A 22,976-nucleotide genomic window follows, 5' to 3' on the forward strand; every position below is an offset into this window, starting at 1 on the left:
CAGCCTCGACTCTATTCTCAATTAATTCACCGTGTTATAACCTGCCGTCAACAACGACAGACACGGAAGAATAATAATGAGAGTCGGGATCCTAGCCCTAGCCGTCGTCCTAGCTGGTTGCGCCAGCAGCGGCACCAACAGCCCTAATACGACCCCAACCGCAACAGCAACCTCTGCCCCCCTAATGGCCCCACCGCAGGCCAGCCATGCTTTAACATTGGCACAGATCATGGCGGATCCAGATTGGATGGGGCGCGCGCCAGAGCGTTACTACTGGGGCAGCGACAGCCAAAGTGTGTTCTACCAGCAAAAACAGCTGGGCAGCCCGCAACGGGCACGCTTGCAACAACCGCTTGATGGCCAACCACAAACCTTAGAAGTCGCGCAGTGGGGCCAAGTCGAGCAACCGGGCAAATGGCACAACGGCCAGCGAGCTTGGCTCTACCAAGGCAACCTCTTTGCCCAAGTGCTGGGCAGCGACATCCGCCAGCTGACCTTTGGCGCTGGCCGCATCGACGATTTCCGCTGGCTCAGTGATGGCCGCTTGGCCTACTGGCACGATAACCAGATCTGGGCCATCGACACCGCGGCCCCGCAACCTAAGCTGCTCAGCCAGTTTGAGTTCGCCCCAGCCCCCAAACCACAACAGGCCAGCAGCTACTTGGCCAAGCAACAGCAACGCCTGAGCAGCTACCTGCAGCAACAGCAGCACAATGCCAACCAACGTCTGGCCTTGAAACAGCAACGCCAACAGCACGATCCCACCATGGCTAAGGCGCCGTTTTATCTGGGCGAGAGCGAACGCTTAGTGGCGCTGTCGCTATCCCCCAGCGGCCGTTATGTGTTGCTGGCCCTAGCAGACAAAGAGATTAGCTGGCGCGCCAAACACGACATCATGCCGAACTACGTCACCCAAAGCGGTTACGTTGATGCCGTTCCTGCCCGGGCCCGTGTTGCCGAGACAAAAATCGCCGCCCATCGCTTAGTGGTATTGGATAACCACAGCGGTCAGCAGATCGACGTAACCTACGAGGGATTAAGCGGCTACAACGAAGATGTGCTGGCCAGCGTTAAAGCGGAAAACCATCAGGCCGAAGGCAACACCTACCAAAGTAAACCCGCTCTGCGAACCATCCGCTTAATGCAAGATTGGGGGTGGCAGCAAAGCCCGATGGTGTGGCAGCAAGACCAAGATGTCGTCGCGGTGATGCTGGAGGCCGCCGACAACAAAGATCGCTGGATCGCGACCGTTGATTTAAGCCAAGGCAAACTCAGCACCGAACACCGCCTGCACGACGACGCTTGGGTGAACTACACCCACAACGAATTTGGCTGGTTAGGCCAACAGCTGTACTTCTTATCGGAACAATCCGGCTATTCCAACCTGTACCTGCAATCCTTAGGGCAAACCGAGCAACCACTGGTGAGCGGCAAACAGGTGGTCAGTTCATTAACCGTGAGCCAAGATCAGCAGCACATCTACTACAAAGCCAACCCTAGCCATCCTGGCCAGTACAATGTGTTCCGCGTGCATGTTGGCAGTGGCCAGATTGAGCAGCTAACTCAACTGCAAGGCATGTTGGATTACCAGCTCAGCCCTGACGAAACCACGTTGCTGTTGGGCTATTCCCAGCGCACCCAGCCAACCGAACTGTACACTCAGGTGATCGGCGACCAGCCACAGCGTTTAACCCATACCGTGAGCGCCGATTTTGCCGCTTACCCATGGCAAGCCCCGCAGGTGGTGGCCGTACCATCCAGCCATCAAGCGGAGCCCGTCTACGCTCGGGTTTATCTGCCCCAAGGCTACGACGCCAACAAACAGTACCCCGCGGTGATCTTCAACCACGGTGCCGGTTATCTGCAAAACGCTCACTTTGGTTGGTCGGGCTACTTCCGCGAATTTATGTTCCACAACCTACTGAGTCAGCAAGGCTACGTGGTAATGGACATGGATTACCGTGGCTCTAAAGGCTATGGCCGCGATTGGCGTACTGCCATCTATCGCAACATGGGCCACCCGGAAGTGGAAGACTTAGCCGATGGGGTGAACTGGATGGTGGCCAACGCCAACGTCGATCGCGATCGAGTGGGCACCTACGGCGGCAGCTACGGCGGCTTCATGACCTTTATGGCGCTGTTTACCCAGCCGGATCTGTTCCAAGCCGGGGCAGCCCTGCGCCCAGTAACCGATTGGGCCCACTACAACCACGGTTACACCAGCAACATCTTGAACACCCCAACGGACGATCACATCGCCTACGAGCGCAGCTCGCCGATCTACCACGCCGAAGGGTTAACCAAGCCGCTGCTGATCATGGCTGGGGTGTTAGACGATAACGTGTTCTTCCAAGACAGCGTGCGGTTGGTGCAGCGCTTGATTGAACTGGAGAAGCCGATGTTTGAAACCGCCATCTACCCGATCGAACCCCACGGTTTCCGACAGCCAAGCAGTTGGCTTGATGAGTACCGACGGATCTTCCGTTTATTCGAACAAGAGGTAAAATAGCGCTTTCTATTTTTTCCTCTGGAGTATTGTTGTGACCGAAGCCGCAGGCCCGTCCAATCTGGCCGCAAACCCGTTATCAGATCGGGGCGCCCTGCAAGAGCGATTCTGGCAATACTTGATCACCGAAGCGCCGCCGGTCTCCCGGTCGGCGCTGGATCCGAGCGACGACAGCTACTGGCAAGGCAAACTGGCCATCGAACGCGCTGCTCAGCAGCAGCGCATTGCCGATCAACAGGCGCAGCAACAGGCCATCGCCCAATGCCAACAGCGCTTTATCGCCCACTTTGATAAAGAGCTCGAGCGCTTAATGGCCTCGCCCGCGCTGATCACCAAAGACAGCCCGATCACCCCCCGTCAGCTGGACTTGCTGGATGAGCTGCTGAGCCCTCAGGTTAATCGCCATCGCTTATTTACCCAATTGAGCGCCATGGCCGATCTCAGCAACGCGCTGATCCGCTACGTCAACCGCCAGCAACGCCAACGCCAAGCGTCGGATGTCACCAACGTGCGCCTTGCCTTCAACTTTCTTGGCATCGAGCAGCTGCAGCAGGTGTTGCCGTGGTTGCTGTTTCAACTGTGGCGCCCCCACGGTCCGGCCTCGTTACGCCAGCGCAAGCTGTGGCGTATGGTGCAGCAGCAAAAGCGCTTTGCCGGCCAGGTGGCCCCGAGTTTCAACGTCAGCAAAGGCTTGGCAGAAGGCTTAGCCGTGCTGCAAGCGGTGGACATTATGTTGCTGCTGCACCTAGGTGAACTGTGCTTTAACCGACTGAAACACAACTGGCTAAGCCAAGCTCGCCAAGCCGGAGAAAAGATCGCCCACCAAGCCATTTTCGAACTGCGCTTACCCAGCGAACAACTGTTAAAGCAATGGCAGCGCCCACACCTGTGGGGCTATCAAACCATGGCAGGGCAGCTCTCAGCGCAAAACAAACGCTGGATTGGCGAGATGGCCCAACGGGATTACCACAAGCTCTCAAACGCCACCGAAGTGATCGCCCACGCCCACCTGATGACCATCAGCAGCACCTTGCGTCGCCGCCGTTTAGCGGCACCAGAGCAGCTTAATCTGTGGCGTTGCAGCTACCCAAGCCTGGCCGACGCAACAAATAAGCACGCATAAAACCGCAGCAAGCGCACATGGATGTGCATAAATACACCGCTCATTCGATCGGGCGAACGACTCCCCCCGCCGTCATCGCTGTTTTCACGGCGCTGCTCAACCCCAACTACCAAGCCCTTTTCCTTCTTGTTTTGGCGTCAACATCGGCGCAACATTGCCGTTACCATTGGCGCTGCATAGTTAAGCAAAAACACGCTTCTGACTGGGTTTGCACAGTTTTGACTCGCCCCTTTTGTTTTTATAAGGTGCTGGCTAAATGGAAATGAGACAAGCATCACACTAAGAAGATGCCCCCACAGGAAAGAGGACCCGCCATGAGTGAACAAACCACCGTAAATCGCGCCTTGTTTGATGAGGTAATGGTACCGAACTACAACCCTGCGGCCATCGTGCCAGTGCGCGGCGAAGGCAGCCGGGTATGGGATCAGTCCGGCCGCGACTTTATCGACTTTGCCGGTGGTATCGCCGTGAGCTGTTTGGGCCACTGCCACCCTGCCATGGTGAATGCCCTAACCGAACAGGGCCAGAAGCTCTGGCACCTATCAAACGTGTTCACCAACGAACCCGCGTTGAAGCTGGCCAAAACCTTAGTCGACAACACTTTTGCTGAGCGCGTCTACTTCGCCAACTCTGGCGCCGAAGCCAACGAAGCCGCCTTGAAATTAGCCCGTCGTGTTGCATTAGAACGCTTTGACGAAAGCAAAGATCAGATCATCGCCTTCAAACAAGGTTTCCACGGTCGCACCTTCTTCACCGTCACCGTGGGTGGCCAAGCGGCTTACTCTGACGGTTTTGGCCCCAAGCCGGGCGCCATTGATCACCTGCCGTTCAACGACATCGTCGCTTTGCGTGATGCCATCAGCGATCGCACCTGCGCGGTGATGATTGAACCAATGCAAGGCGAAGGCGGCATCATTCCTGCCTCCGACGAGTTCCTGCAAACCGTGCGGGCCTTGTGTGATCAGCACAACGCCTTACTGATTTTTGATGAAGTACAAACCGGCGCGGGCCGTACTGGCCACCTGTACGCTTACCAGAAATACGGCGTGGTGCCCGACATCTTAACCTCAGCCAAAGGCTTAGGCGGCGGCTTCCCGATTGCCGCCATGTTGACCACCGCCGATCTGGCAACGCACTTAAAAGTGGGCACCCACGGTTCCACCTACGGCGGCAACCCACTGGCTTGTGCGGTCGCGCAATCGGTACTGGACGTGATCACCACGCCAGAGGTACTGGCTGGAGTGGAAGCCAAGTCGGCTCGTTTCCGCGCTGGGCTGGAAAAAATCAACGCCCAGTACCACGTGTTTAGCGAAGTCCGCGGCATGGGTCTGCTGTTAGGCGCAGCCTTAAACGAACAATTCCAAGGCCGCGCTCGCGATTTCTTAGTGGCCTCTGCCGAGCAGGGTCTGATGTGCTTAGTGGCCGGCACCAACGTGGTGCGTTTTACCCCAAGTTTGGTGATCAGCGACGAAGACATCGACGCAGGCTTGGCGCGCTTCGAGCAAGCGGTAGCCCAAGTGGTTGGCGGCTAACGAGGTAGTGTCCATGTTAGTGATCCGACCGATCCACACCAACGATTACCCGGCGCTGATGGCGATTGCCAAAGCGTCGGGGCACGGCTTTACCTCGCTGCCGATCGACGAAAAATTACTGCGCAACAAAATCACTACCTCGATGCGCAGCTTTGCCAGCACCGTGACCGAGCCCGGCGGCGAAAGCTACCTGATGGTACTGGAAGACAACGGCCAAGTGGTTGGCACCTGCGCCATTGCCGCCGCCGTTGGCCACGACGATGCCTTCTACCACTACCGCCTGGGTAAAGATGTGCACGTGTCTGACAAGCTGCAGATCCGCCGCGAAGTAGAAACGCTCACCCTGTGTAACGATTACACCGGCGCCAGCGAGCTGTGCACCCTGTTTTTAATGCCAGAGTACCGCCGCGATAACATTGGCCGCTTTCTCTCACGCAGCCGCTTCTTGATGATGGCGGCGTTTCCCGAGCGCTTCAGCGATACCGTGATCGCCGAGATGCGTGGCGTCAGCGACGACAACGGCGATTCGCCGTTTTGGCAGTGGCTGCAAACCCACTTCTTTGGCATCGATTTCCCCACCGCGGATTATCTGACGGGCATTGGCGAAAAAAGCTTTGTGGCCGAACTGATGCCGCGCCACCCGGTGTACGTCAATCTGCTCAGCGAAGCCGCACAAGGCGTGGTGGGCAAGGTACACACCAATACCGCCCCAGCATTGTCGTTGCTGCGCGCCGAAGGGTTTACCTTCCGCAACTACGTAGACATTTTTGATGCTGGCCCCACTGTCGAGTGTCAGCGTCAACAGATCCGCGCGGTGCAGCTGTCCGAGCCGCGTCATTGCCAACTGCACGCGGTGGTGGACAGTGCCGCGCAATACATCATCAGCAATGGTCGCCCCGACAACTATCGGGTCGTGCGTGCCCCGGTCGAGTTGCTCGACGGTGATCAGGTTGGGGTGTCGGCCGACACCCTCGCCGCGCTTCAGCTCCAATCGGGTGATCCGTTATGGATCCTGTCGCTGTAGATTAAGGAAAAATCATGACTCATTACATCAATGGTCAATGGCTGGACGGCCAAGGGCCACAGTTCCATTCGGTTAACCCCGCAACGAACAAAGTAATTTGGCAAGGCTACGGCGCCAGCGCCGAGCAGGTTGATGCCGCCATCGCCGCCGCCCGTGCCGCCCAGCTCGACTGGTACCTGTCTGGCCTGGGCAAACGTCTGGCCGTGATTGAAGCGTTCAAAGCACAGCTAGAGCAAAACAAAGAAGCGATCGCCGAGCTGATCGCCAACGAAACCGGCAAGCCACTGTGGGAAACCCGCACGGAAGCCGGTGCCATGGTCGGTAAAATTGCCATCAGTGTTGGCGCTTACCGCGAACGTACCGGCGTCAAAGAAAGCGATCTGCCGGCCGGCCGCGCCGTACTGCGCCATAAGCCCCACGGCGTGGTCGCCGTATTTGGCCCCTACAACTTCCCTGCTCACCTGCCTAACGGCCACATCGTGCCAGCGCTGCTGGCGGGTAATGCCGTGGTGCTGAAACCGTCTGAACTGACGCCTGCGATCTCTGAGTTGGTGCTGAAGCTGTGGCATAACGCTGGCTTGCCCGCTGGGGTGATCAACCTGGTGCAAGGCGAAGTAGACACCGGCAAAGCGCTGGCCAGCCACAGTGACGTTGATGGCCTGTTCTTTACCGGCTCCTCCCGCACCGGCCACATGCTGCATCAACAACACGGCGGTCAGCCGGGCAAGATTTTGGCGCTCGAGATGGGCGGCAACAACCCGCTGATCGTTCGTCAAGTCAGCGACGTTCGCGGGGCCGTGCACGACATCATTCAGTCGGCCTTTATCTCTTCCGGCCAGCGTTGTACCTGTGCCCGCCGCTTGTTCGTGCCTCGCACGGAGCAAGGCGATGAAATTGTCGCGCGTTTGGTGAAAGCCACTGAGGCGATCATCGTTGATAAACAAAACGCCGAACCTGCGCCGTTTATCGCCAGCATGATCTCCGCCAGCGCCGCCCAAGGCATGGTGGCTGCCCAAGACAACTTAGTCAGTTTAGGGGGCACCATTCTCACGCCACTCAGCCAGCTGGAAGCCGACACCGGTTTGGTTCGCCCTGGCATTATCGATGTAACCGCCATCAATCAACTGCCAGACGAAGAGTACTTCGGACCGCTGCTGCAACTGGTACGCTACGACGAGTTTGATGACGCCATCGCCATGGCCAATAACACCCGTTACGGCTTGTCTGCAGGCTTGCTGGCTGACGATCGCGCCGAGTGGGATTACTTCCTGCCGCGCAGCCGCGCTGGCATTGTCAATTGGAATAAGCAGATCACCGGGGCTGCAGGCTCCGCCCCGTTTGGCGGCATTGGGGCCAGCGGCAACCACCGTGCGTCGGCATACTACGCCGCCGACTACTGCGCTTATCCGGTCGCCTCGATGGAAGCCGACAAGGTCGCACTGCCGGCCAGCCTGTCACCGGGCTTAACCATCGAATAAGTTAACAAGGCCATCGGTTACGCTGATGGCCTTTATTTTTGATAGTTAAGGGAAATATCTATCATGTCTCACACCATCAAGACGCTGTTTGACGCCCTTTGGGCTGACTACCTGCACCAGTGCCCTAGCGCTGAAGACATCCATCAATTGCTGGGCCAAGGCGCCACCATCATCAACGATCACGTGGCCTTTCGTACCTTCAATCTGCCGGAGGTGGGCTTAGATAAGCTGGCAGCGCACTTTATTGCGCTGGGTTATGAAGCCAAAGGGGAATATGAGTTTAAGCAGAAGAAACTGTTTGCTCGCCACTTTGAGCACCCAACCGATCCCAGTGCCCCTAAGGTGTTTATCTCCGAGCTGCTGTTAGAGCAGTGCAGCGACGCCGTACAGCAAGCCGCGAAAGCGATGGTGGCGCAGTTACCCGCCGGTGCCGCTGAGCAGCCCGATTTTCTCTACCGCGGTGCCCAGTGGCAGGTCAGCCTAGAAACCTACCAACAGCTGCTGCAAGAGAGCGAATACGCAGCGTGGCTGGCCGCCTTTGGCTACCGCGCCAACCACTTCACCATCAACGTGAACGAGTTGCCGGGCTTTGCCAGCTTAGTCGCCGTGAACGAGGCGCTAAAGGCTGCGGATTACCCATTGAACCAAAGCGGTGGCGAAATCAAAGGATCGGCTGAGGTGCTGTTAGAGCAGTCCTCAACCCTAGCCGATAAGGTGGCGGTGACCTTTAGCAACGGCAGCTTAACGATCCCAGCCTGTTTCTATGAGTTTGCCCAGCGCTACCCCATGGCCGATGGCCAGTTATACAGCGGCTTTGTGGCGGCGTCTGCCGATAAGATTTTCGAATCAACCGACGCAAGATAATGGTGCGCCCCATTTTTTAGCCACAAAAAAAGCACCCCTTGGGTGCTTTTTTATTGGCGGCAATCGCTGCTTAGCGAGTGCCGTAGACCACAATGGTTTTACCATGGGCTTGGATCAGATTTTGCTCTTCCAACATCTTCAAGATGCGGCCCACGGTTTCGCGGGAACAGCCAACGATCTGACCGATCTCTTGGCGAGTGATCTTAATCTGCATGCCGTCTGGGTGCGTCATCGCATCCGGTTGGCGAGCCAAGCTCAGCAAGGTTTGGGCAATGCGACCGGCAACGTCCAAGAACGCCAAGTCACCCACTTTCTGTGAGGTCGACTGCAGGCGATTCGCCATCTGCGAAGACAGCTTCATCAGGATATCAGGGTTAACCTGAATCAACTGACGGAACTTCTTGTACGAGATCTCAGCGATTTCACACGGAGACTTTGCGCGTACCCATGCGGTACGTTCTGGTTGCTCATCAAACAAGCCCAGTTCGCCAATGAAGTCACCTTGGTTCAGGTAGGACAGGATCATCTCCTTGCCTTCTTCATCTTTGATCAGCACCGCGACCGAACCTTTTACGATGTAGTACAGCGTATCCGATTCTTCACCAGCGTGGATCAAGGTGCTCTTGGCTGGGTACTTGTGGATGTGGCAATGAGACAGGAACCATTCCAATGTTGGATCAGGTTTCGGCTTACCAATTAGCGCCATAATAAATTTTCCTTTCGGTATAAGTCGCTTGAGGCTTCTTTAAAAATCTTATAAGTAAATGTTAATGGCGTAAAGACCGCGACACTTTGAACAAGATCTAAGTTTCAGCAAATGCTGGGCTATTTTGTCATAGGTTGTCGTATCAACAGCGATGCAATCGCTCCTAATTACTCCTTTGACTGGATATTTGTCGCCTGACCCGCCAATAAACATTGTTGCCGAGTTTGTTTCAATTTTCGGATCAACGGGGTCAGGATCAATTCCATTGCGAGTGCCATTTTACCGCCGGGCACAACCAGAGTATCTACTCTCGACATAAAGCTACCGCTTATCATTTGCAGATAATAGGTAAAATCAACATCTTGTACACCTCGGAAGCGAATTACCACAAAACTTTCGTCCAGACTGGGAATGTCCTTGGCCGAAAAGGGGTTCGAGGTGTCCACCGTTGGCACACGCTGGAAGTTAATGTGAGTGCGCGAAAACTGGGGGGTCATGTGGGCGATGTAATCGTCCATGGAGCGCACGATGGAATCCATCACTTTTTCACGACTGTGGCCGCGCTCATTGGTGTCGCGAACAATTTTTTGGATCCACTCTAAATTGACGATGGGCACCATCCCAATCAAGAGATCGGCGTGGCTGGCCACATCGCATTGATCCGTCACGACCGCCCCATGCAGCCCTTCGTAATAGAGCAGCTCGCTGTCTTCCGGCAGCGGTTGGTAAGGGGTAAAGGTGCCCGGCATCTGGTTGTAAGGCACCGCATCGTCAAAGGTGTGCAGGTAACGGCGCAGCTGCCCTTCCCCTTGATCACCATACTGGTTAAAAAAACGCTCTAACGCCTCAAAGTCATTGGCTTCGGGGCCAAAGTAGCTGATGGTGCGCCCCTCTTCCTTGCCTTTGCGGATCGCCACTTCCATTTCGGCACGGGTATAGCGGTGGAAGCTGTCGCCTTCAACCAAGGTGGCATTGATCCCCAGCTGACGAAAAATGTGCTTAAACGCCGTGGTGGTGGTGGTGGTGCCGGCGCCGGATGAACCGGTGACCGCAATAATTGGGTGTTTGGCTGACATGATCCCTCTGTCTTTCGGCGAGCAAGCTATGGCGCATCGGGTGGCGAGTCGCGTTGGATAATATCCTCGGCCCGGCGCACGGCAATGCTGTCGTCGTCTTCACTGTATTCCACCACCAACTCGCCTTTGGCTAAGGCGGCGCGCGCCATCACAATGGCGTCGCCCAATTGGTTGGCCTCGGTGGTGTCAAAGCCTACGTCGCCCACTTGGGTTAACAAGTATTCTCGCAATAAATTGTCGATGGTGTCGGCGTCGATGGCCGATTTTAGCGTAGCAAAGTCAATTAACATGACGGCTTTCTTAACAGAAAACCAGCATTGTCGCCGCTTAACCGTTACGGCGCTAGTGAAAGCGATAGCTAAAACGCGCCGCTAGGCCAAAGTCAGCGGAATTATCTGGATTTTTGGCGTTTTCGAGCACCGTTAGATCCAGTTGGTAACCCGTTCGGCGATAACGATAGCCGACAAAGAACTCGTGCACCGGCTCTTTAAAGCTGCCCAACGAGGTCATTGGCCCCATGCCAAGCTGATATTGAAACACCACGCTGTGGCGCGGGGTGTAATGGTGGCGATAACCCAAGCCCAGATGGGGCAACCATTGCCGTACGGATTGCGACAGCACCGCGCTGGCGTCGGTGTAACTTAACGCCAGCATCAGCCACGCCTGATCACCGCCGCTGCGCTGGTAGCCATAGTCCAGCTGCACCGCGCCATCAACACTGCCGCCCTTTCGCCACTGCCCTTGGGCGTTGTTGTATTGCATGGTGACCGTAGAAGATAAACGGTGGCGCGGACTTTGCCGCCACTGATAGGCACCGCTGAATTGATACTTTTGCGCCAACGTGCGGCGCTGAAAATCGGTTACCAGCAACCCTGTGGCTGGTACTGCGGCATAAAAGCGATGCTTGGGCACCTGATCACGGCCATTTTGATCGATGCCGAACAGATCGTGAAAGGTTAGGGTGATTTGATCCAAGTGGGCGTCATCGGTGCGCAGTAAGCGCAGCCCTGTCCCAAAGCGCCAGCGGGGGCTCGGGCTATAAAATGCCTCTACCCCATATTCCATTTGGTAGTAATCCAGCTCGTATTCCGCGTCCATCGCAAAGATGCTGGCGCCGTGCACATCAACCGCCACTTGCCAGCCTGGCTGAAACTGCGTCGGCATCGGACTGACGCTAAGCAAGAAGGAGCTGATGGGCGATTGCGAGTGCACACGTAAGGGGGCGCTGTCGCTGGCATTGGTGTGCATTGATGGCCCAACAAGCAGCCCCAACACAAGGTAGTTAACTCGATTCATCAAGATCTTAGTAGCCGTTTTGCCGATACTAAAAGTGTAGCGGTGGTTACTGCTGTTGCTGAAAAAAACGCAACAAACGCGGCTCTAAATAGAACTGCGGTGCCCATGGCCACCCGCCCGCAATAAAGCCGACATGGCCACCCAACGGGTGCAGCTCTAATGTCACGGCCTCGCTGTGGTGCTCTGGCACGACGGCGGTGGTCATAAAGGGATCATCCAAGGCGTGCAGCAGCAAGGTCGGGGTTTGGATCTGCGCCACATAAGCTTTGCCGCTGGCGCGTCGGTAGTAATCCGGTGCGTCCACAAAACCATTGGTTGGGGCGGTGATCGCATCATCAAATCGATAAAAGGTATTCAGCTGCGCCACCGGCTGGGCCAACTGGAACTCGGGAAACATCGCCAGCTTCTGTACTGTTTTCTGCTGCATCTGCTTCAGCAGGCGCCGCTGATACACCCGCGAAAAGCCCGCTTTCATCCGCTCAGCGCAGGCCGCCAAGTCCAGCGGCGGCGACACCACGGCGGCGCGTTCAATGCCACTATGGCGCCCCTGCTCCCCCAGATACTTTGCCAGCTGGTTGCCACCAAGAGAGTACCCCGCCGCCCACAACGGGTTGTGGGGATATTGCTGGTTAATCGCCGCCACCACCAAGCCCAGATCGTCACTGGCACCGCTGTGGTAGCTGCGAAGCAAGCGGTTGGGCTCTCCCGAGCAAGAGCGTTGATGCATCACCACCACCGCCAACGCTTGTTGTTGCGCCAACAGCAGCATCCGCCGGATGTAGTGGGAGTCGGCATTGCCTTCCAGCCCGTGGATCAGCAACAGCAGCGGCGCGTTTGGCTGTGGCCGCGTTAACCAATCCAGATCAATAAAGTCGCCGTCGTTTAATTCCAACCGCTGCCGCGTAAGCGTTGGCCCACGGCGAGGTCGACACAGCAGTGGCCAGATGGTTTGCAGGTGAGGGTTACGCCAAAAGCGAGGGGGCTGAAAGGTGGGAACAACATCCATATACCGCGACCGTCCTTAATAAAAAGTCACCACTGTATGCCAATTCTGCTGGGGCTCCAAGGCGGCGATTCTGTGGTCATGCCAGCTACAACGATGGGCGACTTTTGGGGACGGCAACAGAGCGGCGCTTGGGCTGCGGCACTGGCCCCGAACTCATCCCCTTTGGCCAGGATCTTTGCCCAGCCAACATAACAAAACGCGAGCCTAAGGCTCGCGTTCTTCATCAGCGTAAATCGTAGGTCGGCAAACTGGGTTCGGTGCAGCTAAACAGCTGCCCCAGTTGCTCCAGTAGGGTGCCGGGCAACAGGTGAACCTCAAGCTGCTGCGATGCCAAGAAAGCACCGAAGTTATCCCCGTCCTCGGCATAGCTGACGCCATTGAGGTGACGAATGATCAACTGCTGACTGCGACGTTCCAGCGCCAACTCCACCGCGAGCATCTGCCGATAATCGCCTTCCGCCAGATTCTGCTTAGCCAGCTTACGCAACTGCCGATAGGGCTGCAGCATGCTGTCGACCCAACTTTGCTGCGCCTGCTGCAACTGCCGGTATTGGCTTTCGTTCAAATAAAGATGACGCTGCTCTAAGTACAGCGCCAACAGCAACAGGTTGGGCTCGATATGATGTTGATCTTGCAGCGTCAATGCGGTGGTACGCGCTTGGTTCTGGCTCCAGATCTTGTCACTAAAGGCAGCAAACTCTTGCAAGGTGATCACGACGCTTGCTCCATGATCTGTTCCATCTGTTCTTGCAGTTCCAACCATTCCATCTCTAATTCTTCCTGCTGCTCTTGCAACTGGCCCCGTTGTTTTAACAACTCGGTCAGTTGATCTTTGTTGCTGGCTTGGTAGATATCACTGTCCGCCAAGGTATGCTCAATATTGGCCAATTCAGTCTGCGCTTTGGCCATTCCCTTGTCTATGCGTTCTTGTCGCTTTTTCAGGGGCGAGATCAACTGCCGCAACTCGGCCTGCTGCCGCTTTTGTGCTTTGCGATCAACGCTAACGCTGTCGCCAGTTTTGCTGGTGCCCGTGGCTTGTTGGTTCAGTAACCACTGATAGTAATCATCCAGATCACCGCCAAAGTCGGCCACTTTACCGGCGTCCACCAGATAGAAATCACTGCAGGTGGCGCGCAGCAGGTGGCGATCGTGCGAGACCACCACCAAGGCGCCTTCAAAGCCTTGCAGCGCCATGGTTAGGGTATGGCGCATCTCCAGATCTAAGTGGTTGGTGGGTTCATCCAACAACAGTAAGTTCGGCTTTTGCCACACCAACAGTGCCAACACCAAGCGTGCTTTCTCGCCACCGGAAAATGGCCGCACCGGCTCTAAGGCGCGATCACCAGCGAAGCCATAGCCACCTAAAAAGTTACGCAGCTCTTGCTCTTTGGCCTCTGGCGCTAAGCGCACTAAGTGATCTAATGGGCTGTCATCCAGTCGCAGCAGCTCTAACTGATGCTGCGCGAAGTAGCCAATTTTGACCCCTTGCGCCAACTTCAATTCCCCCGCCTGTGGCGCTAAGTCGCCACTGAGCATCTTAATCAGGGTGGATTTACCGGCGCCATTACGCCCCAGCAAACCAATGCGACTGCCGGGCACCAAATTCAGTTTGATCTGATTCAACACCACCACATCGCCGTAGCCGCCTTGGATCTGATCCATCTGCAGCAACGGCGAGGGCAACGCACTGGGTTCGCGAAACGCCATGTGGAAATGGGAATCCGCATGGCCCGGCGCAGATAGCGTCAGCTTTTCCAGCGCCTTTAATCGGCTTTGCGCCTGCTTGGCTTTACTGGCTTTGGCGCGAAAACGATCCACAAAGCTTTGCATGTGATCTTTTTCACGCTGCTGCTTATCAAAGGCCGCTTGCTGCTGGGCAAGCCGCTCGGCTCGCTGCCGCTCAAACTGGCTGTAGTTGCCTTGGTAATGGTGCAACTGTTGCTGTTCTAGGTGCACCACTTCCGCGGCCACTTCATCCAGGAAGTCGCGATCGTGACTGATCAACAGCAAGGTGCCCTGATAGCGTTTCAGCCATTGCTCTAGCCAGATCAGGGTATCCAGATCCAAGTGGTTGGTGGGTTCATCCAGTAGCAACAGATCCGAAGGGATCAACAGCGCCCGCGCCAAGTTCAAGCGCATGCGCCAACCACCAGAAAACGCTTTCACTGGCCGCTGCTGACCGTCTTGATCAAACCCTAAGCCGCTTAACAGCTCTGCCGCTTGTGCTGGCACTTGATAACCGTGGTAGCGTTCGAACGCATCGTGGGCATTACCGATGCGTTTGCCGTCGCCATCTTCTTGGGCATCGTGCAGTTCGCGCTCTAACTCACGGTAACGTTGATCGCCGTCCATCACGTAATCCACCGCACTGCGATCCAGTGCCGGGGTTTCCTGCGCCACCGCAGCCATACGCCAATCTTTCGGCACTTGGCAATTGCCGGCGTCAACGCCATATTCACCCATCAGCAGGGCAAACAGGCTGGATTTACCGGCGCCGTTGGCACCGACTAAGGCCACTTTGTGGCCTGGAAAGACAGTCAAACTGGCGTTTTCTAACAAACGTTTGCCGCCACGGATGAGTTGTACTTTATCCAGGGTTATCATAAGGACCATCAAATAGGGAAAAGTGGCCGGATGATAGCGGATTTCGGCGCAACAAGGGAGTAGTAGCACCATGCGTAAACGCTTTATAGCCGGGGCAACCTGCCCTAAGTGCAGTGATAAGGACAGCATCATGCTGTATCTGGAAAATAACGTTGAAGTGATGGAGTGCGTTAGTTGTGGTTATCGCAAGCATCAAGGCTCGGATGCGGCGGAAAAACAGGCCAGTGGCGATGTGATTGGGGTCTTTAAACCGGAATGATCCGCCGCCACTAAGCCAACAACAACCAAGGGGCCTGTGCGGCCCCTTGGTTGTTGTGCGTCACCGCGAAGGTTACAGCCCCAACAGCGAACGGCTCTTTTGCTTACGCAGCTGTTTTTCGTCGGCCCATTCAATCAGGCCCGAATCCAGATCCATCAAGCGCATGGTCATCTTGTAGTACACATCTTTCGTCGAGCCATCTTGCTTCACAATGCTAGAGAGGTTGCCGTACAGCATGTATTGCGCCCCCACCTGACGGCCAAACTGGATCGCTTTGCTTGGATCCACTAAGCCGGAATGATTCTGGTAATCCAGCTGTTTGCGGACTGCATCAACCCGAGTCATATCAATAAAACGAAACTGACCACTGCGCAGTAATTGGGTGCTGATGGTGTCGCTGATCGATTCGGTATCAATGTGCTCTGAGGTTTTGTTGCTGACCCGATCCACAAACAGGATGGGGCGCTGGCCGTTGGCCGTTAATACTTGTACCGATGGGGTGGTCATCATCGAATCAACCATCTTGCTGGCAACCGCCTGCAGATCACTGGAGCCAAAACTTACGTCGACGGTTTCTACTTCGGTCACGTCTTTGTACTCCACCTTGGACGCACAGCCGCTGATGGTTACTGCCAGCATCAATGCCAGCGTCAGTTTTATTCGGTTCATGTCAGACTCCCTTAGGCCAAATAGTTAAAGCAATTGTGATTGGATTTGTGTCCAAACGCCACTGTCGGCGATCCAGACAATGGTGGTGCGCCCTGCTGCGACCTTGATGGTGCTGCTGTGGCTGCCCACGGTTAATTGGTACTGGCCGGCGGCCAAGGCGCCGCTCCAGCCCGAGGCTTGCTGCGGCAACGACAGCCAGCTGCGGCGATCGGCTTGCTCGGTCAGCACATTAAAGATCTGCATCGCCACCCCACCTAAATCACCACCCGCTTGCTGTGCCCAGCGATTGCCATTGTGCTTGGTGGCGACTCGAATCGCTTGCCGTGCCAGTAAAAATGGGTATTGCTCGCGCAGCGACCGCGCGGCCAACGCATCAAACTGCACCAACCGCGCCAGTGGCAACGATTGCTGTGCCAGCGTGATCTGCTGTGGCGGCAGTGCCTGACGCGGGTAGTAGTAAGGCATCGCGATTTGCTGATAGTTGCTATCCCAATGAAACGGCAGCCAGAAGGTCTGCTTAGCGGCAACTTGGCCGCTTTCATGCAATAACACCACTCGGCCATCATTGACGCCCATCGGCATGACGGGGCCAAAACGCTGCTCGGCGCTGGCGCAATCAATGTGCAGTTGGCAGCTTAAGCGCACAAATTCACGCTGCAGCACCGGGTTGCTGGGTTGCAGCTGCAACGCTTGGCGCAGATCCACCAAGGCGTCGTTGCTCAGTCCGGCGGCATCGTACAACGCCGCATTACTGAACAGCACGTAGGGATTAATAAAGGAGTCTGGCGCCTGCCCTGCGGCCTTATCTAAGGCGCTAAGTTCGGCATCAATGCGCCCACTTTGCAGCGCCTTGTTGCTGTGCAACGCTTCGCCATAAGCTTGCTGGGCCAGTTGTTGGGCTTGGTTGGCAAGACGTACCTCAACCAAGGCGTCATCGAGCTGCCCCTGCCACAGGTAATTCAGTGATTGTTGCTGATGCAGCAGTACCCGCTCGTAAGCTTGGCCGCGATAGGGGATCAGGTTATCCGATACCGTGGCGCCAAGGGCTTGGCTGCCCAGATCAGACAACGACACCAACGCCTTCCAGTCGTATTGCTGATAACGGCGCTGTGCTTGTTGATAGAAGTTGATGCTGGCGGCGAAATCGCCAGCCAGTGCCGCTACACGGCCAGACTCTTGCGCGTACAGCAGTTGATCGCCACCACTGAGCCCAGCGCTTAATTGGCTCAGCGCTTGGGCCGGCTCCTCTTGCTGGCTGACTTGGGCAAACCGCGCCGGATAAGGCACAAACAAACTGGAACTGGCACAGCCACCCAGCAGCACCAAACACAGTGCCACCAACAGACTGCGCCCGCTCAGGCTTAACGGCATTGCTGTTCCCATACCGTGCCGGCGATAAGATCGCGACGTGACTCCACTTTATCAATGAAGGTTTTGCCATCCAGGTGATCCAATTCGTGCAAGGCAATGCGAGCCAAAAAGCCGCTCAGTTCGACGCTTTTGGCTTCACCATTAAGATCTTGATAAGCAATGCCGATGTCGCAGTAACGTCGCACCTTGCCGCGGATCCCTGGCACCGATAAGCACCCTTCCCAGCCCACCTGCTCGGTGCTGCCGTGGGTCAGCATCTCCGGGTTCACCATCACCAGTGGTTCCATGTGCGGCGCATCGGGGTAGCGTTCGCTGGGGCGAGAAGCGATGATCGCCACCCGCTGGCTGGCAAAAATCTGCGGAGCCGCGATGCCAATGCCATTGGCTCGCTCCATCTCCGTCATCATTCGCTCAACCAGTTCCGCAAGCTCTGGGCCAAACTCACGCACATAGGTGGCCACTTCACCCAATACGGGTTCACCCAATTGGGCGATGTTGTTATTCAAGGTTGGCTCCGTTAATAGTGTGGTGGCGGCGCTTCATCGCCACCATCCATATTGTCGCCTTGCGGCATCGACTTAACTCGCTCAGCCAACAGGCGGATCTGCTCAGCCTGTTTGGCAATCATGGCATTAAGTTCAATCACAGTATCATTGAGCTGCTCAATGATGCCATCTTGGTAGGCCACCTTGGTTTCTAAATCGATCAGGCGATCGCCTAACTCTTTCATTGTTGTTCCTACTGCTTGATGGAGCGTTGCCCCAAGTGTACCGACTTTTCACGCAAGTGCTGTTTTGTTCGCGCCCACTGCGAGCCGCCGTTGATAATATCGCCGGTTGTGACCGGACGCGAGTGATTGCCGATCCTGACCAATGCCGCCCTGAGTTACAATGTCTGCAGTAGCAGTCAGTAATTACAGGATCCCCATGGAGTTTGAATTTCGACGAGAGCTGGGCGGCATCGCTCAGTTAGAGTTGTCGATGGGCCATGAAGCGCTCGCCCGTTTCATCAACGACGAATTAGCCACCGTGGCGGCCATTAACGCGCTCAGGGCGCAAATTGCCGCCGGTGGGTTTAGCGAACAGGTGCCGCTGCGCCACGAAGGCCGCGAGCAAACCCTCACCATCGCCGCCGGTGAAGTGTTGGTACAGGATCACCTACTGCATCAACATGAGCAGTTAACCGATCCCGATCTGGAACTGTACGATGCCGAAAGCGAAGCCTGCTGTGGCTTAGATGATTTTGAGCATCTGCTGCACTGTTGGGGAGAGTTTTTGCAAGGGCGCTATTAACGCCCGAGTGACTGTCGCCGCCGTTAGCCTTGGTTGACCATCAAAGCCAGTTCAACGCGGCTGCTGCAACCGGTTTTGCGCAGCAGATTTTTCACGTGCACCTTGGCGGTGCCTTCGCTGATGAACAGCTCTTCACCAATCGCTTTGTTGCTGCGGCCAACGCCAATCAACTGGGCGATCTCTTTCTCGCGCGGCGTCAGATCTTTATCCCAGTGCTCACACTCTTGCAGCGACTGCGCGATCCGCGGGGTAATGGTGCGTTCCCCGCCCATCACTCGCTGCAGTGACGACAGCAACTCCTCGGGATCGATGTCTTTCACCAAAAAGCCATCGGCGCCAGCGCTTAACACCGCTTCCACTTCCCGTGGGTTGTCCGAAACACTGTACATCACCACTTTGACGTCGTTGCCCCGCTGGCGGATCGCTTGCAGCACATCCAAACCAGACATCGGCTGCATGTTCAGATCCAGCAGCACCAGATCAGGCTGGGCCTGATCCAAACAGACCAACGCTTCAGCACCGGTACCCGCTTGCCACGCCACATCAAAATGCGGTTCGCTGTTCAGCAGTTGCGCCACGCCCCGGCGCAGCAATGGATGATCATCCACCAAAAGTACCGACCACGTGTCAGCCATATGTTTTCTCCTGAGTTTCACGCAGTCGCACTGTGACACAGACACCACCACGCTCACTATTACTGATTGATAACTGCGCGCCCATGCTGCGCGCGCGTTCTCGCATAATGCCTAAGCCAAAATGGCCCGTTAAATCTTTATCTACCGCCATGCCGCTGCCGTTGTCTTCAACTTGCAGCAGGTGCTCGCCTTGCTGGCTATAACCACGGATCGCGATGTTGCTGGCCCCGGCATGCTTAATGGCATTCACCACCGCCTCTTGCAGCAACTGTAACAGATGCACTTGGCGGTTGGCCTCTAAGGTGATTTTGGGCAGCTGATAATCCAGCTGCAGTTGCGCTTCGGTGCGCGGTTGCAGCTGCTGTACCATGCTTTCCAGCGCCTGTTGCAGATCCGCCGCCACCAGCTGCAAGCGGAAGGTACTCAGCAGCTCGCGCAGCTGTTTATAGGCCATATCGATCGATTCTTGCAGCGCTTCGGTGGCATCGCTGATGGCTTCTTGTTGGCCGCCTTTGGTGGCGCGCTTTAACAGGCTCAGCTGAATTTTCATGTACGCCAGCAGTTGCCCTAAGGAATCGTGCAACTCACGGGCGATCACCGCTCGCTCTTCCATCAGCCCCATCTGGGCACGTTGTTCCGCGTCTTGCTGGCTGCGCAGCGTTTGGCTCATCAGCAAGGCAAAACTGTGTAACAGCTCTTTATCTACTGTAGTTGTATGGCTGATCAACAGCCTACCGCTGATCCCATGCTGCGGTGGCAACACAATGCGTTGGCTGGGCTCTAAGCTGGGGCCAAATTGCCAACGTTGCTCGCTGTTGTCATCGATTTCCAGCAACACCATGTTCGCGCCAGTGTGTAACCTCAGCGCCTGTAAGCTGGTGCCAATGGTGTCAACATGCACCGGCAGGGCGTGCAGCTCAAAGGCGGCATCGTACAAAAACGTTAGATTCAAGTGGGCTTGCTTTAAGGCCAGATCCTGCGCTTCAACCCGATCCGCCAGCCGCTGATAGAGGCTATTAAGCTGACGACCGGCGCTGGTCATGGTGTGGCCAAAGGTGGACAGCTCACGGAATTTCGACGTAGGAGAGCTGAAATTAAAATCCCCCGCCGCCATTTTTTCCGCGTTCTTTTCCAACTGCTGCAGTGGCAAGAGGATCTGCCGCCGCACATACCGAAACGCCATGGCCGACAGCAGCAATATCAGCACAATCGCCGCCAACTGGCTGGCCAACAACAGCACCAATTTCTTACGGGCGTACTCTTCCAGTGCCCGCACAAAGCCATCAATTTCATCCACAAACGGGCGCAGCTCCTCAACGTAGCTGCGAATTCGGCCCGATTCGATCCGTTGCCGCATCACATCCCAGCGGCTTTCCACTTGGTGAAATCGATGTTGCAGCGATTGTGGTAACAGCCGCTGGGTGGCTAAGTTGCCCTCCAGCGCGTGCAGCACCAGTTCAAATTGATCGAGTTTATGGGGCAGTTCGGTCGAACCGGAGTTGGCAATAAAAAGCAGCTGGTAAGAGCGCATCCGCAATGAACCGGCGTAATTGATCGCTCGCCCGTCGCCAATGCTGTATACCGCCGCGATCAGCCCAACACTGGCTTGCAAGCTAACGCAAATCAGTACGGTGATCATCGTAAGAGCCACACTGCGGCCAAGGGAAAGCTTTCTAGACATGGGCATGTTCATCTGAAATGTTGCGGCATTGTGCCGCTGCGGATGTGCTCTGCCTAGCATCAACCATTAAAACTGCGAACTCAAACCAGAATGGAACAACTGTCAATATTGGCTAGATTAGATAGGGACTGTTACTAAGAATAAGGATGATGATGATGAGGAACCCGCTGATCCGCCCTATCGCGGCGATGCTAACGGCGCTGCTAACTGTCGCTTTTAATGCCAGTGCCGCCCAGATAACCGAAGCCGATAACGACAAGTTTTCCCGCTTTAAGAAACAACACCAATCGTGGATGAAAACCAGTGAAAGCACCGAAGTGTTCGATGTGCTGGCCGACGATCCCAACTTAGTGGTGCTGTGGGCGGGCTACGGTTTCTCTAAGGATTACAACAAAGCCCGAGGCCACCACTACACCATAACCGACATCCGCAATACCCTCAGAACCGGTGGCCCCACCGGCAAAGAGGATGGGCCGATGCCAATGGCCTGTTGGTCGTGTAAATCCCCCGACGTGCCGCGCTACATCGACACCAACGGCGAAGAAGATTACTTCACCGGCAAGTGGGCTCGTAATGGCGATGAGATCAACAACCAGATCGGTTGTGGTAACTGCCACGACAACAACACCCGCTTGCGCATCAGCGTGCCCTTTGCCCAGCGGGCCATGGACACCATTGGCTGGGAATGGAAAACCGCCACGAAATCGCAAAAGCAGACCATGGTCTGTTCCCAGTGCCACGTAGAGTACTACTTCGAGAAAGACACGAAGTTCGTCAAATTCCCTTGGGACATGGGCACCCAAGCCGACGACATCGAGAAATACTACGACAGCATCGGCTTTAAAGATTGGACCCACGGCCTCTCTAAAGCCCCCATGCTAAAAGCTCAGCACCCGGGCTTTGAAACCACCACCGCCGGTACCCACGGGCGCAATAATGTTTCTTGTACCGATTGCCACATGCCGCGGGTAACGAATGAAAAAGGGCGTAAATACACCGATCACAACGTTGGTAACCCGTTTGATCAGTTTGAGTTCACCTGCGCCCGCTGCCACAGCCAAAGTAAAGAGGATCTTGAAGCGGTAGTGGCCAACTACAAGTCGATGGTGACCGATGCCAAGCTCAAGGCAGAAAAGCAGCTGGTGCACGCCCACTTTGAAGCGAAAGCGGCGTGGGATGCTGGCGCGACCGAAGCCGAGATGAACACCTCGCTCACGGCCATTCGCCATGCCCAGTGGCGCTGGGATATGGCCATCGCCTCTCACGGCATCCACATGCACAACCCCGCCGAGGCGTTACGTTTGTTAGCCACCTCGTTAGAACGCAGTGCCGACGCCCGTGCCAGCTTGGCGCGCATTCTGGCTAAGCACGGCAACACCGACGTGGTGGCCATTCCAGACATCTCGACCAAGGCCGCAGCGCAAGCAGCCATCGGCTTAGACATGGACAAGCTGGAAGCCGACAAAGCGCGCTTCTTGCAAAACGTCGCGCCGAAATGGGATGAGGCCTACAACAACAAATATGGTGGTGACGACAAGTAACCAACCACCGCGAGCATTCACCGTTCCCTCAAGGGCTGCATTGCAGCCCTTTTTTTGGCTGTGTATTCGTTAACTGTGGGCGTTGCTGCAACGTAATGCGGCGAGAACGAGGCTAAGTTTGGAGAATCAGCGTCACTCCAAGGCGCTCGGGATTGCAAAGGGACGAGTCTCTTGCCCGTCGCCGGGCGGTCCCGGCAATGACCTTGATACCGCAGCGGGTCATTGGTACACAGCCTTTTTTTGGGCTGTGTATTAGTTAACTGTTGGCGTTGCTGCGCGGTAGCTATTGTCGCCTGCGGCGAGCTTCGATGGC

At 56.0% G+C, this 22,976-nt stretch carries 22 protein-coding genes; 9 read left to right on the top strand and 13 right to left on the bottom strand.

Features of this window, described 5'->3' with window-relative positions; genetic code table 11:
• Positions 1-76 precede the first annotated feature (76 nt).
• The 6 genes from Q0796_RS12370 (at position 77) to Q0796_RS12395 (ending at position 8,527) form a co-directional block, all read left to right on the top strand.
• Positions 77-2,509: a prolyl oligopeptidase family serine peptidase gene (locus tag Q0796_RS12370; protein ID WP_298443654.1), complete on the top strand. Its 2,433-nt coding sequence runs from the start codon at positions 77-79 to the stop codon at positions 2,507-2,509.
• A gap of 31 nt (positions 2,510-2,540) precedes the next feature.
• Positions 2,541-3,629 (top strand): hypothetical protein, encoded by a 1,089-nt coding sequence (locus Q0796_RS12375; protein ID WP_298443656.1) that lies wholly within the window; start codon positions 2,541-2,543, stop codon positions 3,627-3,629.
• A 314-nt stretch (positions 3,630-3,943) separates the two neighbouring features.
• Positions 3,944-5,161, top strand: a complete 1,218-nt coding sequence (locus Q0796_RS12380) for an aspartate aminotransferase family protein (RefSeq protein ID WP_298443658.1) — start codon at positions 3,944-3,946, stop codon at positions 5,159-5,161.
• Between the two features lie 13 nt (positions 5,162-5,174).
• Positions 5,175-6,185: an arginine N-succinyltransferase gene (gene astA / locus Q0796_RS12385; RefSeq protein WP_298443661.1), complete on the top strand. Its 1,011-nt coding sequence runs from the start codon at positions 5,175-5,177 to the stop codon at positions 6,183-6,185.
• Between the two features lie 14 nt (positions 6,186-6,199).
• Positions 6,200-7,663 (top strand): succinylglutamate-semialdehyde dehydrogenase, encoded by a 1,464-nt coding sequence (astD, locus tag Q0796_RS12390; protein WP_298443664.1) that lies wholly within the window; start codon positions 6,200-6,202, stop codon positions 7,661-7,663.
• A gap of 63 nt (positions 7,664-7,726) precedes the next feature.
• Positions 7,727-8,527: a DUF1338 domain-containing protein gene (locus tag Q0796_RS12395; RefSeq protein WP_298443667.1), complete on the top strand. Its 801-nt coding sequence runs from the start codon at positions 7,727-7,729 to the stop codon at positions 8,525-8,527.
• A 70-nt stretch (positions 8,528-8,597) separates the two neighbouring features.
• On the opposite strand, the gene crp is transcribed toward Q0796_RS12395, so the two are convergent.
• From crp to Q0796_RS12430, 7 genes are all read right to left on the bottom strand, one after another.
• Positions 8,598-9,233, bottom strand: a complete 636-nt coding sequence (crp, locus tag Q0796_RS12400) for a cAMP-activated global transcriptional regulator CRP (RefSeq protein WP_298443669.1) — start codon at positions 9,231-9,233, stop codon at positions 8,598-8,600.
• A gap of 167 nt (positions 9,234-9,400) precedes the next feature.
• Positions 9,401-10,309: a phosphoribulokinase gene (locus Q0796_RS12405; RefSeq protein WP_298443672.1), complete on the bottom strand. Its 909-nt coding sequence runs from the start codon at positions 10,307-10,309 to the stop codon at positions 9,401-9,403.
• Between the two features lie 26 nt (positions 10,310-10,335).
• Positions 10,336-10,599 (bottom strand): YheU family protein, encoded by a 264-nt coding sequence (locus tag Q0796_RS12410; RefSeq protein ID WP_298443674.1) that lies wholly within the window; start codon positions 10,597-10,599, stop codon positions 10,336-10,338.
• A gap of 52 nt (positions 10,600-10,651) precedes the next feature.
• Positions 10,652-11,605 carry a DUF3187 family protein gene (locus Q0796_RS12415; RefSeq protein WP_298443675.1) on the bottom strand — a complete coding sequence of 318 codons (954 nt, stop codon included), beginning with the start codon at positions 11,603-11,605 and terminating at the stop codon, positions 10,652-10,654.
• A 46-nt stretch (positions 11,606-11,651) separates the two neighbouring features.
• Positions 11,652-12,611 carry a hydrolase gene (locus Q0796_RS12420; RefSeq protein ID WP_298443678.1) on the bottom strand — a complete coding sequence of 320 codons (960 nt, stop codon included), beginning with the start codon at positions 12,609-12,611 and terminating at the stop codon, positions 11,652-11,654.
• A gap of 223 nt (positions 12,612-12,834) precedes the next feature.
• Complete coding sequence (locus Q0796_RS12425) at positions 12,835-13,326, bottom strand: TIGR02444 family protein (protein WP_298443679.1); 492 nt, start codon at positions 13,324-13,326, stop codon at positions 12,835-12,837.
• The gene (locus Q0796_RS12430) at positions 13,323-15,215 is read right to left on the bottom strand and encodes an ATP-binding cassette domain-containing protein (protein ID WP_298443683.1); all 1,893 of its coding nucleotides are present in this window, start codon (positions 15,213-15,215) and stop codon (positions 13,323-13,325) included. Before Q0796_RS12430 ends, Q0796_RS12425 begins: the two co-directional genes overlap by 4 nt.
• 70 nt (positions 15,216-15,285) lie before the next feature.
• On the opposite strand from Q0796_RS12430, the gene Q0796_RS12435 reads away from it, so the two are divergent.
• Entirely contained in the window at positions 15,286-15,474 is a 189-nt protein-coding gene (locus Q0796_RS12435; RefSeq protein ID WP_298443685.1) for a YheV family putative zinc ribbon protein, read from the top strand.
• A gap of 72 nt (positions 15,475-15,546) precedes the next feature.
• Here the strand turns inward: Q0796_RS12435 and lpoB are convergent, their stop codons facing one another.
• From lpoB to Q0796_RS12455, 4 genes are read right to left on the bottom strand one after another with little or no spacing between them, the layout of a single operon-like run.
• Complete coding sequence (gene lpoB, locus Q0796_RS12440; RefSeq protein WP_298443688.1) at positions 15,547-16,143, bottom strand: penicillin-binding protein activator LpoB; 597 nt, start codon at positions 16,141-16,143, stop codon at positions 15,547-15,549.
• A gap of 24 nt (positions 16,144-16,167) precedes the next feature.
• Positions 16,168-17,514: a hypothetical protein gene (locus Q0796_RS12445; protein ID WP_298443691.1), complete on the bottom strand. Its 1,347-nt coding sequence runs from the start codon at positions 17,512-17,514 to the stop codon at positions 16,168-16,170.
• Positions 17,505-18,020 carry a peptide deformylase gene (gene def, locus Q0796_RS12450; RefSeq protein ID WP_298443694.1) on the bottom strand — a complete coding sequence of 172 codons (516 nt, stop codon included), beginning with the start codon at positions 18,018-18,020 and terminating at the stop codon, positions 17,505-17,507. Before def ends, Q0796_RS12445 begins: the two co-directional genes overlap by 10 nt.
• 11 nt (positions 18,021-18,031) lie before the next feature.
• Entirely contained in the window at positions 18,032-18,244 is a 213-nt protein-coding gene (locus tag Q0796_RS12455; RefSeq protein ID WP_298443696.1) for a SlyX family protein, read from the bottom strand.
• A gap of 196 nt (positions 18,245-18,440) precedes the next feature.
• On the opposite strand from Q0796_RS12455, the gene Q0796_RS12460 reads away from it, so the two are divergent.
• Complete coding sequence (locus Q0796_RS12460; protein WP_298443698.1) at positions 18,441-18,806, top strand: YacL family protein; 366 nt, start codon at positions 18,441-18,443, stop codon at positions 18,804-18,806.
• 23 nt (positions 18,807-18,829) lie between these two features.
• On the opposite strand, the gene Q0796_RS12465 is transcribed toward Q0796_RS12460, so the two are convergent.
• Both Q0796_RS12465 and Q0796_RS12470 read right to left on the bottom strand, forming a co-directional pair.
• On the bottom strand, positions 18,830-19,441 hold the full coding sequence (locus tag Q0796_RS12465) for a response regulator (protein WP_298443701.1): 612 nt from the start codon (positions 19,439-19,441) through the stop codon (positions 18,830-18,832).
• Positions 19,434-21,122 (bottom strand): histidine kinase, encoded by a 1,689-nt coding sequence (locus Q0796_RS12470; protein WP_298443703.1) that lies wholly within the window; start codon positions 21,120-21,122, stop codon positions 19,434-19,436. The genes Q0796_RS12465 and Q0796_RS12470 overlap by 8 nt, the downstream gene beginning before the upstream one ends.
• Positions 21,123-21,277: 155 nt before the next feature.
• Between Q0796_RS12470 and nrfA the strand changes: the two genes are divergently transcribed.
• Positions 21,278-22,663, top strand: a complete 1,386-nt coding sequence (nrfA, locus tag Q0796_RS12475) for an ammonia-forming cytochrome c nitrite reductase (RefSeq protein WP_298443705.1) — start codon at positions 21,278-21,280, stop codon at positions 22,661-22,663.
• The last annotated feature ends 313 nt before the right edge of the window (positions 22,664-22,976 follow it).

Source organism: uncultured Ferrimonas sp. (genome assembly GCF_947489035.1).
GTDB lineage: Bacteria > Pseudomonadota > Gammaproteobacteria > Enterobacterales > Shewanellaceae > Ferrimonas.